Raw genomic sequence first — 11,379 nt, 5'->3', positions numbered from 1 at the left:
GGAGACACGATGAAACGCACCTACACACGCATCGCCATGGCAGCGCTGGCTGCCAGCGCCTGGATGGCGCACGCCAGCGCCGACGAATTCCTGGTCGGCGCGGAAATCCCGCTGACCGGCAACCTGGCGCGTGTCGGCGCCGGCATGCAGGAAGGGATCATGGTCGCGGCCGAAGTATTCAACAAGACCAACGGCAAGCACACCATCAAGATCATCACCGTCGACGACGAATCGGCGCCCGCCAAGGCCATCGCCGCCGTGGAAAAGCTGGCCAGCCAGGGCGTGGTGGCCATCACGGGCGGCTACGGCTCGAACAATATTTCGCCCGCCTCGGACACGGCGAATAAACTGGGCCTCGTCTACATCACCTCGGGCGGCGTGGACGACAGTCTGGTAAGCAGCGGGCGCAAGAATTTTTTCCGCATCAATAACACGGCCGGCTACGAAAAAGCCATGCTGGGACTGCTAGCCGACGTGGGCGCCAAGTCCGTCTCCATCGTGTATTCGACCAAGGACGCCACCACGGGCCTGGCCAAGGACGTGGAGAAGGCCCTGGCGGCCAAGGGCGTGAAGGTGACGACGCACTCGTTCGACCCGGCCATTACCGACTTCAAGCCCATCATCAACAAGATCAAGCTGCAGGATAAATCGGAAGTGGTGGCCATGGTCGGCTACGAAAACGATTACGTGGGCATCATCCGCGCCGCCCGCGTGCTGAAACCGAAGATCAAGGCCATGGTGGGCGTGTGGTCGCTGGCCACCCCTAAAATGGCGTCCGACTTCCCCGACCTGATGCCGAACGTCTTCGGCACGGCCCTGCTGCCCTTCCCGACGGAATTCAAGACGGCCGACGGCAAGGCCTTCAGCGACGCCTACAAGCAGCTGTACAAGAAGGAGCCGGACTACCTGGGGCAGTTCGGCTATGTGCAATCGATGCTGCTGTTCGAAGCCATCGCGCGCGCGGCCGACAAGGGCACCATTAAAAAAGGCGGCGTGGCCGACGAGATGCGCAAGACGGACCGCGACACGCTGATCGGCCGGGTGCAGTTCGCCGCCAACGGCGACAACCAGAACTTCGTGCACCGCATGGCGCAGCACCAGGACAAGAAGGTGGTGATCGTCTGGCCGAAGGAACACGCGACGGGCAAGCTGGCCTACCCTGCCCTGCCCTGGTAGGCAGCCTCCCGCTGCACACGCGCGCGTCCGCAGGACGCGCACCGATGAACGGCGGTCCTGGTGCCTCTTCGCGAAGCGCCTGGGCCGCCTGACGGGATGACGACATGACAGAATTAATCTTGCAAGCCCTGTATTCGGGCTTGCTGCAGGGCGGTTCCTACGCCCTGATCGCACTGGGACTGGCGCTGGTGTTCGGCACCATGAAAGTGATCAACCTGGCGCACGGCGAACTGGTGCTGCTGGCCGCCTACATCGCCTACAGCGTGGAGTCGGGCCTGGGCCTGGGGCCCATGTTCGCCATTCCCATCGCGCTGGTGATCGTCAGCCTGACATCAGTCGGCGTGTACCTGATCGTCAGCCGCATCAAGAAGGACCGCGAAATCAATTCGCTGATCCTCACCTACGGCATCGGCGTCATCCTCACCAATTTCATTTTGCTGGTCTGGAAGGCCGACATCCGTTCGACGTCTTCCAGCTGGCTGCAGGAAGGTTTTGAAATCGGCCCGTTTTTCAGCATGCGCAGTGAAGTGATCTTCTTTGGCGTCAGCCTAGTGCTGATGGCGGCCCTGTGGCGCTGGCTGTCGACCAGCTGGTATGGCCGCGCCGTGCGCGCCGTCTCCAGCAACCGCGACGCGGCCAAGCTGATGGGCATCGACCCGGGCCGCACGGAACTGGTGTCGTTTCTGGTCGCCGGCATCCTGGCCGCCTTCGCCGGCGTGGCGCTGTTCAGCTATGGCGTGATCCAGCCGGCCTACGGCGGCGCGCTGACGGTAAAAGCCTTCATCATCACGGTACTGGCCGGCATCGGCTCGATACCGGGCGTGCTGCTGGCCGCCGTGCTGCTGGGCGTGGCCGAAGCGCTGACCGTCACCCTGGCCAGCTCCGCGCTGCAGGAATTGTCCGGCATGGTGCTGTTCCTGCTGGTGCTGTTCATCATGCCGAACGGCTTGTTCGGCGCACAACGGAGGCGCGGATGAAGCGCTCGACTTTCCTTTCAACGGCAGCCCTGCTGCTGGCCGCGTACGTCGCCGTGCCGCTGGCCCTGGGCTGCAACCAGTACGTGATGAGCATGGTGGTGGCGGCCCTGGTCATCGGCGGCGTGGCCATGTCCTGGGCCCTGCTCGGCAACCTGGGCGGCATGGTCAGCTTCGGCCATGCGGCGTTCTTCGGCGTGGGCGCGTATGTCTCGGCGCTGGCCACCGTAAAACTGGGCGTGCCCGTGTTTGCCGGCATGCTGCTCGGTGGCGCGGGCGCGGCCCTCGCCGCCGTCATCATGCTGCCCGTGCTGCGCTTGCGTGGGCCGTATTTTGCGCTGGCCATCCTCGCCTACGCCCACATCTTCCGCATCCTGGCTACGGAATGGAGCTCGGTGACGGGCGGCGCCGGCGGCATCAACAACATCCCCGCCCTGCCCACCGTCTTCAGCTTCGACCTGGCCAGCAAGACGGGCGCCTACCTGGTGGTGCTGACCCTGGTGGTGTGCTGCGCGTTTGCCTACGGCCGCATCCGCGCCAGCCACTACGGCATCGCCTTGCGCGCCATGCACGACAGTGAAGACGCCACGCGCGTCGTCGGCGTCAACAGCACCTTGCTGAAGGGCGCGATGCTGCTCGTGTCGGCCTTCATGGCGGGCCTGTTCGGCGCCTTCAACGCCCACTACATCAACTTCCTGGAGCCCGACTACGCCTTCAACAGCCTGTGGGTCACGTTACCGATCGTGGCGGCCATCTTCGGCGGCTACCGCACCATACTCGGGCCCGTGCTGGGCGCGGTCGTGGTCTACCTGGTCGACCAGCTGATTTTCAAGTCGCTGATTCCGACCGGGCACCAGCTGGTGCTGGGCGTGCTGCTGGTGGCGATGATCGTCTTCAGTCCGAACGGCTTGCTGCCGCTGCTGCAAAAATGGCTGAAAAACATGTTCAAAGCGAAGGAGAAAGCACATGCTTGAACTCGATAATGTATCCGTGCGCTTCGGCGGCCTGACGGCTGTCGACAGCGTCACCTTAAAGGTGGGCAGCCACGACGTGATCGGCCTGGTGGGCGCGAACGGCGCCGGCAAGACCACCCTGTTCAATGCCATTTCCGGCCTGGTGCGCCCCACCAGCGGCAACATCCGCTTCGAGGGACGCGACATCATGGCCACGCCCATGTACCAGCGCGCCCGCCTGGGCCTGGGCCGCACCTTCCAGATCCCGCAACCGATGCATGAACTGACGGTGCGCGAAAATCTCGTCGTGGCGCAGCGCTTCGGCACCGGCAAGGTGGACCAGCGCAAGATCGATGAAATCCTCGATTTTACGAGCCTGCTTGACAAGGCCGGGCGCGATGCGGCCAGCGAACTGGCGCTGACGGAACTCAAGGCGCTGGAAGTGGCCAAGGCGCTGGCGACGAACCCGAAACTGCTGCTGCTAGACGAAGTGCTGGCCGGCCTGGAAACGAACGGCAAGCGCCGCTTCATGGGCATGCTGAAGGACTTGCACGCCGCCTTTGGCGTGGGCATCGTCATGATCGAACACGACATCGAAACCATCAGCAATCTGTGCCAGCGCGTGGCCGTACTCAATTTTGGCCAGCTGATCGCCGACGGCACGCCCGATTGCGTCTTCCGCGATCCGGCCGTCATCGAAAGCTATACGGGAGCCGCTCATGCCTGAATCCATGCTTGAAGCGATGCCTGAAACGATGCTTGAGATAAATCAACTGCGCGCCGGCTATGGCGCCATCAATGTGCTGTGGGACGTGTCGCTCTCGATCCAGAAGGGCAAGCTGACCACCATCATCGGCCCGAACGGGGCCGGCAAGACGACCCTGCTGCGCGCCATCATGGGCCTGCTGCCCGTGGGCGCGGGCAGCATCGCGCTCGACGGCCAGGCCATCAACGGCACGCCGACGTGGAAGATGAGCGACGCGAGGGTCACGATGATCCCGGAAGGCCGCATGACGTTTCGCGACATGAGCGTGGAAGAAAACCTGATCATGGGCGCTTTTCCGAAGGAGCACCGCAGCCACATGCCGGCGCGCCTGGCCGAAGCCTACGCCATGTTCCCGCGCCTGCATGAACGGCGCAGGCAGCTGGCCGGCTCGCTCTCCGGCGGCGAGGCGCAGATGCTGGCGATGGCGCGCGGATTGATGTCGGACCCGTCGCTGCTGATCATCGACGAGCCGTCGCTGGGCCTGGCGCCGCTGGTGGTCAACGAGCTGTTCGACATCCTCGCGCGCCTGAATGACGGCAAGCGCACCATCATTTTAGTGGAGCAGAACACGGCGCGCGCCGTGGGCGTGGCCGATCACGTCTACCTGATGCAAAGCGGTAAGGTGGCGCTGTCGCAGGCAGCGCGTGATGTCGACCTCGAGCACCTGCATGCGCTGTATTTTGCGCGCTGAGCGGCCTGCAATCATCAACCCTCGTCGTCGTCCTCGTCGTCGGCCAGCTTGTCAAACACCTGCAGCTCGGCCTTGCTCAGTCCCGTCATCACGAAGGGATCATCTGCAGGAAAGCGGCCGGTGTCGACCAGCATGCGCAGCTTGCTCAAGCGATCGCCCAGCGCCAGCGCTCGCGCCTGCGGATCGGCATCGGCGTGGGCATCGGCGCCGGCATGCCCGATCGCGCGGGTCACGGACTCGGGAAACTCCCATAACTCGGCGATCCGCACCGACAGGATGCGCGCTTGCGCAAACACCTGGGCAATGAAGGCGTCCGATTGCGGGAAGGCATCGGGCGCATGCATCTGGTCGATCAGGCGGAACGCCACCACCAGGCCGACATTGGCCATCAGTCCCGCCAGATAGGCGTCGAAGGCGTTGGCCTGCATGGCCGGCGCGACCAGGTTGGCCGCCAGTGCGCATTTCTCGGACTGGCGCCAGATCAGCGGCGCCGTGCGTATGGTCAGGCCGCCGCTCTGCATGCTGACGATGGGACGGAAGGCGACGCGGGCGAGCAGCATGCGCATGCCGTTTTGCCCCAGCAGCATGATGGCGCCTTCCATGTTGTTAATCGACGGGCTGGCGTTGTAGCGCGAATGGTAGCGGGGCCGGTTCGCTTCGCGGTAGACCTCGGCGACCAGCAGCACGTCCTGCGCCAGCTGGCGCGAGAGCTCGGCCGCGCTCATGTTTTCATTTTGCAAAGTCCGCATCAACTGGGGAATGATGGCCGGTATGCGCGGTATCAGCGCAGCGCCAGCGACCGGCTCACGGGCCAGGCGCGTCAATTCATCCAGAATCTGCCGTTCTGCCTCCGCCGGAGCCTGCGCCGAACCGGCGGCCGCCAGCCAGCGGTAATAGATGGCATCGATTTCGCTGATGCTGGCTGGCGGCCGTGCCATCTCGGGCGCCGCTGCCGGCGTAACTGGCGCAGCCTTGTTTTTGTCGTCGCCGCCGTTCAGTAATTTTCCTATCCAACCCATTGCTGTCCAAACCTTATATGCATCACTATCGCGAAATCCGCTGCGCGATTTTACTTGATGACGGCAGTACTGGTGCGGCGGACGTGGCCGGCGTTGTCCGCCTGCCGCAAAGTGCTACAGTGGCACTCCCGCAGGTCTCCTGCCTTGCAAGGTACATCATGAACAATCCGCTGGCCCAGTACGTCACCGCCCAGGCGTATAACAACGCCTGGGCCAACCACCGCCTGCTGAAGGCTTGCGGGCGGCTGACCCAGGCCAAGTTCCAGGCCACGCGCGTGAGTTTTTTCCCCACCATCCAGTTCACCCTGAACCACATCCTCACATGCGACTGGTTTTATCTCGACGCGCTCGAGCGCGAGCTGCGCGGCGAGGCGCCGCATGCCGACTGCTATGCCTTCTTTGAACAGGACGAGCCATTCACCGATTGTGCGACCCTGCACGCGGCGCAGCGCGCCTCGGACCTGCGCCTGATCGCGCATTGCCGCAGCCTGTGCGACGCGGATCTGGCGCGGCCCGTGACGATATTGCGCGACACGCCGCAAGTGGACACGCGCCTGCGCCTGCTGGCGCATCTGTTCCAGCACCAGATCCACCACCGGGGGCAAGTGCACGCCATGCTGGCCGGCACGCGCATCGCGCCGCCCCAGCTCGACGAATTCTATTGCGCCGGCGAAGCGGGCGAGCGGGCGCAGGATTTTGCGGAGCTGGGCTGGACGGAGGACGACGTCTGGGGAGCGCGCTGAATCATTCTTCGGCGTGACAGCAGACGCACAGCTTGTTGCCGTCGAGGTCGCGGAAATACGCGCCATAGTAGTTGGCGTGGTAATGGGGCCGCAATCCGGGCGGCCCTTCGCACGCGGCGCCCAGCGCCAGCACGGCCTGGTAGCAGCGGTCCACCTGCGCACGGCTGGCCGCCAGCAGGGCCGTCATCTGGCCATTGCCGGGCGTCGCCGGTAAGCCGTCATGCGGCGCCGTCAGCACGAACAAGGGGCGCGGCGCCTGCTGCGCCATCCAGCCCGCCCAGGGCTTGGCCGGATCATGAAATTTTTCGATCAAGTCGAGTTCTCCCAACAGGGCCGCATAGAAAACATACGCGCGGGGAAAGTCGTTGGTGCCAAGGCAAATATGGGACAGCATGCTGCTCCTCCATGAATTCAAGCATGTGCGGCGAAAGGGGCCAGCTGATTATAATGGCGCATTACTTTCCAGCCAGATTCCATGCCCGACCTCGACCGCCTCCAATTACAAACGCCGACCAGCGCCGACCTCCCCGCCCTGCTGGCCTTCGAACTCGACAACCGCACCTATTTTGAATCCTGGGTCACGGCCCGGGCGCCGTCCTACTACACTGCCGAGGGCATCGCCACCGCCATCGAACAGGCGCAGCGCGAACGCGAGAAAGACACGGCGCACCAGTACCTGGCCACGCTGGACGGGCAAATCATCGGCAGGGTCAACCTGACGGCCGTCACACGCCCGTATTTCAACAAGGCCGCGCTCGGCTACCGCATCGGCGAACGGTTCGGTGGACGCGGCTACGCCACGCGCGTGGTCGCCCTGCTGCTGCAAGAAGCGTTCGGCGCACTGGACCTGTGGCGCCTGGAAGCGACGGCGCGGCCGCAAAACATGGGCTCGATCGCCGTCATGCAGCGCAACGGTTTTCACCAGTATGGCCGCTCGGAAAAAGCCATGCGCTTCCAGGATGCCTGGTCGGACTTGCTGTACTTTGAACGGCGCAAGGACCACCCCGGCATCGAATAAAATCGAGCAGTTGCTCTATTGAGCAGGCGGCTCGCCCCTGATGTTGTAAAATAGGCAAATATCACACTCAGGGAACAACATGCGCAATACAGACAAAAAAGCCTACCTCGTCGGCGGCGGCATCGGCTCGCTGGCCGCGGCCGCCTTCATGATACGCGACGGCGGTATGCAAGGCAGCAACATCACCATCTTCGAAGCGTCGTCCGTGACGGGGGGCAGCCTCGACGGCGGTGGCAATGCCGAGGATGGCTATACCCTGCGTGGCGGGCGCATGTTGACCACCGACAATTACGAGTGCACCTGGGACTTGTTCAAGAGCATCCCCTCGCTCGAACAGGCGGGCCAGAGCGTCTACGACGAAACCATCGCCTTCAACGAGCGGCACCTTCCCCACTCGCGCGCGCGCCTGGTCGACCGCAACCGCTTCAAGGTCGACGTCAGCAGCATGGGCTTTTCCATGCAGGACAGGCTGGAACTGCTGAAGCTGACGGAAGCCGACGAGGACACCCTGGGCAGCAGCGCCATCACGGACTGGCTTTCGCCGGAATTCTTCGATACCAAATTCTGGTATATGTGGGCCACCACGTTCGCCTTCCAGCCCTGGCACAGCGCCGTCGAGTTCAAGCGCTACCTGCACCGCTTCATGCTGGAGTTTTCGCGCATCGAAACCCTGGCCGGCGTCAAGCGCACCGTCTACAACCAGTACGACTCGCTGGTGCGCCCGCTGGTCGCCTGGCTGCAGGCGCAAGGCGTGAACGTCATCATGGATTGCACGGTAACCGATATCGAGGTGCAGGAATCCGAAGGCCGACTGAGCGCCACCGCCCTGCACTGCCAGCGCCGCGGCCTGGCCGACGTGATTCCCGTCGCCGCGGGCGACCTGGTGTTCTTCCAGAATGCCTCGATGACGGATGCGTCGAGCTACGGCAGCATGCGCAGCGCGCCGGCCAGACGCACGAAGCACGACAGCCATGGCTGGCGCCTGTGGGAAAAACTGGCCGAGGGCCGGCCGCAACTGGGGCGCCCCGCCGCCTTCAACAGCAGCATCCCGGAATCGTACTGGGCCTCGTACACGGTCACCCTGAAGGACAGCGCCTTCTTCGACCGCATGGAACAATTCACGGGCAACAGCGCGGGCACGGGCGGCCTCGTCACCTTCAAGGACAGCAACTGGTTCATATCCATCGTGCTGGCGCACCAGCCGCATTTCGCGGGCCAGCCCGAGGGCGTGCAAGTATTCTGGGGCTATGCGCTGCACCCCGACCGCATCGGCAACTTCGTCGCCAAGCCCATGTCCGACTGCAGCGGCGAGGACATCCTGCGCGAACTGTGCGGCCACCTGAATTTCGACCTCGACATCATGGCCACGGCCAATTGCATTCCCTGCCGCATGCCCTACATCACCAGCATGTTCATGCCCCGCGCAAAAAGCGACCGCCCGCTGCCCGTGCCGGCCGGCTCCATCAACCTGGCCTTCGTCAGCCAATTCGTGGAAATTGCCGACGATGTCGTGTTCACCGTGGAATACTCGGTGCGCGCGGCGCAGACGGCCGTCTACCAGTTGCTCGGCGTACAGCGCGCAGTACCGGCCATCCACGCGCACGACAAGTCATTGAAAGTCAAGCTGGACGCCGTCATCAAGGCCTTCAAATAGCCGTATTTTCCGGCGTCAACGCCGTTTTTGTCCTACCGGCCGTGACTTTGTCGCAGCGCAAAGCACGGCGATATCGGACTGATAACGTCAAGGTTCGGGAATTTCCCCACTCTTTCCAAGTCCAACATGAAATTGCGTCACCGCCTGTTCGAACATGTGCTGCTGGTGCTGGCCTTGGCCGTCGTCATCTTTGCCGCCGCCATCGTGCTGGCACGAATGACGCAGTGGGCAGAAGTGCAGGAACTGCCCCCCTATCTCGTGCAGGGCATGCATCTGGTGGGCAAGGTGTTGTTTTTCCTGGACGGCTGCATCGTCGTTGCCGTCAGCAGCATCCTGGCCGCCCGGCTGTTCCGCATGCTCACCAAGGAGGACCTATGAACGACCTGCACTACCTGCTGACCCTGCGGCATCCGCGCCGCTTCTGGTGCAGCGCCCTCGTGATCGCCGTGGCCTCGGCCATCCTGCTGGGCCCCTGGCTCGACAGCATTCCATGGCTGGTCGCCGTTCCTTTCGTGGCCGGCGGCTTGCTGGTGGCGCTGGGCGAACTGTGGGATGACATGCATGGCAAGCGCCTGCAGAACGGCGACGACGACGCGCAGGCGCCCTGCGGGCATCCCTGACGCTGGCGTGGTGATGCTTACACGCAACAACCGTGACGCCATCGGCCCCCGCATGCGTTTGATTTAAGGCTCGCTTCAGCCTTGCCGTGCATCGTGATATGGCGCCAGCAACAATGGCGCTTCCCTTCACCATCACGGGCACAGCCCAGCGAAAGAGCCGATATGAGCACATGGATGCGCGCCAACAAAGGTTTTTTGATGTTTCTGCTGCTGTTCGGCGTGTTCCGCACGGCCGTGGCGGACTGGAATCCGATACCGTCGGCGTCCATGCGCCCCAACCTGCTCGAAGGCGACGTGGTCTTCGTCAACCGCCTGGCCTTCAATTTGAAAGTGCCGCTCACCGACATCGTGCTGCAGCGCCTGGGCGAGCCGCAGCGGGGCGACATCGTCACCTTTTCCTCGCCGAAAGACGGCACGCGCTTGATCAAGCGCATCATCGCCCTGCCCGGCGACACGGTGGAAATGCGCGATGAACGGCTGATCATCAATGGCCAGCCCGCCCAGTACACGGCGCTCGACACGGCGCCTGAAACCATCGCCAACGTGGGCCAGCTGACGGCGCAGCGCGTCAGCGAACGCAATGCGACGGAACAGCACCGCATCCAGGTCTTGCCGCAAATTACAGGGGCGGCGCGCAGCTTTTCCCCCGTGACGGTGCCGCCCGATCACTTCATGATGCTGGGCGATAACCGCGACAATAGCGCCGACTCGCGCTACTTCGGCTTCGTGCCACGCGAATTGCTGATCGGCAAGGCCGAACGCATCCTCGTCTCGGCCAATATCGACGAGCATTGGCAGCCGCGGCTGCAGCGTTTCGGCATGAAACTGGAATAACCATCGCCCTTGCAACGGCGCCGTGCTTTTCGGTTAGCATGGCGCATCATGCAAAACTTTTCATCAGCCAGCCAGCGGCCCGCCAGCGACGATCTTGCCATTGAGCAGCTGGCGCAGTTCCTGCAGCGCCATCCCGACGTACTGCTGCTGACGGGCGCCGGCATCAGCACGGCGTCCGGCATTCCCGATTACCGCGATGCGGATGGCGTGCGGCGCGGCAATGCCCCCGTGCAAGGACCGGACTTTCGCCGCCAGGAAGCTGTGCGCCGCCGCTACTGGGCACGCAGCATGGTGGGCTGGCCCACCCTCGCGCGCGCCACGCCCAATCCCGGTCACCTGGCCATCGCGGAGCTGGCGCAGCGCGGGCTCATCGGCGGCCTGGTCACGCAAAACGTGGATGGCCTGCACCAGCAGGCCGGCAGCGCGGCCGTCACGGAGTTGCACGGCAGCATACATGGCGCGATCTGCCTCGATTGCCGCGCCCGGCACACGAGGCGCCTGATCCAGGACATGCTGGAACATGACAATCCCCAGATGCTGGGCGCCACGGCCACGCCGGCGCCCGACGGCGACGCCCTGCTGGAGCCATCGCAGCTGGCCACCTTCCACCTGCCCGTCTGTCCCCGCTGTGGCGGCACCCTGCAGCCCGATGTGGTGTTTTTCGGCGACGGCGTGCCCGCCGCCTGCGCGGCCGAAGCCGAGCGCAAGATGACAGAAGCTGGCGCCTTGCTGGTGGTTGGCTCGTCCGTCATGGTGTATTCGAGCTTTCGCCTGTGCCGCATGGCGGCCGAAACGGGCAAGCCCGTGGCTGCCATCAACCTGGGCAAGACGCGCGCCGACCATTTGCTGGCCTTCAAGACCGAAGCGCCGGCACAGGACATCCTGCCTGCGTTAGCGGCCATGCTGGGCTGATCCCGAGCCGGCGGCATGC

14 protein-coding genes are annotated in these 11,379 nt (G+C 64.0%); 12 read left to right on the top strand and 2 right to left on the bottom strand.

The features are described from left to right. Positions 1-9 precede the first annotated feature (9 nt). The 5 genes from AC07X6_RS09120 to AC07X6_RS09100 all read left to right on the top strand — a co-directional run bounded on the left by AC07X6_RS09120 (position 10) and on the right by AC07X6_RS09100 (position 4,560). Positions 10-1,176, top strand: a complete 1,167-nt coding sequence (locus AC07X6_RS09120; RefSeq protein WP_494790744.1) for an ABC transporter substrate-binding protein — start codon at positions 10-12, stop codon at positions 1,174-1,176. A 104-nt stretch (positions 1,177-1,280) separates the two neighbouring features. Beyond that, positions 1,281-2,153: a branched-chain amino acid ABC transporter permease gene (locus AC07X6_RS09115; RefSeq protein WP_035817692.1), complete on the top strand. Its 873-nt coding sequence runs from the start codon at positions 1,281-1,283 to the stop codon at positions 2,151-2,153. Beyond that, entirely contained in the window at positions 2,150-3,124 is a 975-nt protein-coding gene (locus AC07X6_RS09110) for a branched-chain amino acid ABC transporter permease (protein WP_494790743.1), read from the top strand. The genes AC07X6_RS09115 and AC07X6_RS09110 overlap by 4 nt, the downstream gene beginning before the upstream one ends. Continuing rightward, positions 3,117-3,830, top strand: coding sequence for an ABC transporter ATP-binding protein (locus AC07X6_RS09105; RefSeq protein ID WP_494790742.1), 714 nt, complete (start codon positions 3,117-3,119; stop codon positions 3,828-3,830). The genes AC07X6_RS09110 and AC07X6_RS09105 overlap by 8 nt, the downstream gene beginning before the upstream one ends. A 28-nt stretch (positions 3,831-3,858) precedes the next feature. After that, positions 3,859-4,560 (top strand): ABC transporter ATP-binding protein, encoded by a 702-nt coding sequence (locus AC07X6_RS09100; protein ID WP_494790741.1) that lies wholly within the window; start codon positions 3,859-3,861, stop codon positions 4,558-4,560. Positions 4,561-4,574: 14 nt separating this feature from the next. On the opposite strand, the gene AC07X6_RS09095 is transcribed toward AC07X6_RS09100, so the two are convergent. Next, positions 4,575-5,498, bottom strand: a complete 924-nt coding sequence (locus AC07X6_RS09095; protein ID WP_494790740.1) for an HDOD domain-containing protein — start codon at positions 5,496-5,498, stop codon at positions 4,575-4,577. A 239-nt stretch (positions 5,499-5,737) separates the two neighbouring features. Between AC07X6_RS09095 and AC07X6_RS09090 the strand changes: the two genes are divergently transcribed. After that, positions 5,738-6,322 carry a DinB family protein gene (locus AC07X6_RS09090; RefSeq protein ID WP_494790739.1) on the top strand — a complete coding sequence of 195 codons (585 nt, stop codon included), beginning with the start codon at positions 5,738-5,740 and terminating at the stop codon, positions 6,320-6,322. Between the two features lies 1 nt (position 6,323). Here AC07X6_RS09090 and AC07X6_RS09085 read toward each other — a convergent pair whose 3' ends face one another. Then, on the bottom strand, positions 6,324-6,716 hold the full coding sequence (locus tag AC07X6_RS09085) for a VOC family protein (protein WP_230540854.1): 393 nt from the start codon (positions 6,714-6,716) through the stop codon (positions 6,324-6,326). Between the two features lie 81 nt (positions 6,717-6,797). On the opposite strand from AC07X6_RS09085, the gene AC07X6_RS09080 reads away from it, so the two are divergent. The 6 genes from AC07X6_RS09080 (at position 6,798) to AC07X6_RS09055 (ending at position 11,360) form a co-directional block, all read left to right on the top strand. Beyond that, positions 6,798-7,340, top strand: a complete 543-nt coding sequence (locus AC07X6_RS09080; protein ID WP_494790738.1) for a GNAT family N-acetyltransferase — start codon at positions 6,798-6,800, stop codon at positions 7,338-7,340. 79 nt (positions 7,341-7,419) lie between these two features. Further along, positions 7,420-8,994 carry an oleate hydratase gene (locus AC07X6_RS09075; RefSeq protein ID WP_494790737.1) on the top strand — a complete coding sequence of 525 codons (1,575 nt, stop codon included), beginning with the start codon at positions 7,420-7,422 and terminating at the stop codon, positions 8,992-8,994. A 126-nt stretch (positions 8,995-9,120) separates the two neighbouring features. Next, positions 9,121-9,372: a hypothetical protein gene (locus tag AC07X6_RS09070; protein WP_230540857.1), complete on the top strand. Its 252-nt coding sequence runs from the start codon at positions 9,121-9,123 to the stop codon at positions 9,370-9,372. Beyond that, positions 9,369-9,614, top strand: a complete 246-nt coding sequence (locus tag AC07X6_RS09065; protein WP_230540858.1) for a hypothetical protein — start codon at positions 9,369-9,371, stop codon at positions 9,612-9,614. The genes AC07X6_RS09070 and AC07X6_RS09065 overlap by 4 nt, the downstream gene beginning before the upstream one ends. Positions 9,615-9,776: 162 nt before the next feature. Beyond that, positions 9,777-10,448: a signal peptidase I gene (lepB, locus tag AC07X6_RS09060; protein WP_494790736.1), complete on the top strand. Its 672-nt coding sequence runs from the start codon at positions 9,777-9,779 to the stop codon at positions 10,446-10,448. Between the two features lie 48 nt (positions 10,449-10,496). After that, entirely contained in the window at positions 10,497-11,360 is an 864-nt protein-coding gene (locus AC07X6_RS09055; RefSeq protein ID WP_494790735.1) for an NAD-dependent protein deacetylase, read from the top strand. Positions 11,361-11,379: the final 19 nt, after the last annotated feature.

This window comes from Janthinobacterium sp. GW460-12-1-14-LB5, assembly GCF_059423585.1.
The sequence above is the reverse complement of the archived record's forward strand: the minus strand, read 5'-3'. Positions and strand labels throughout refer to the sequence as shown.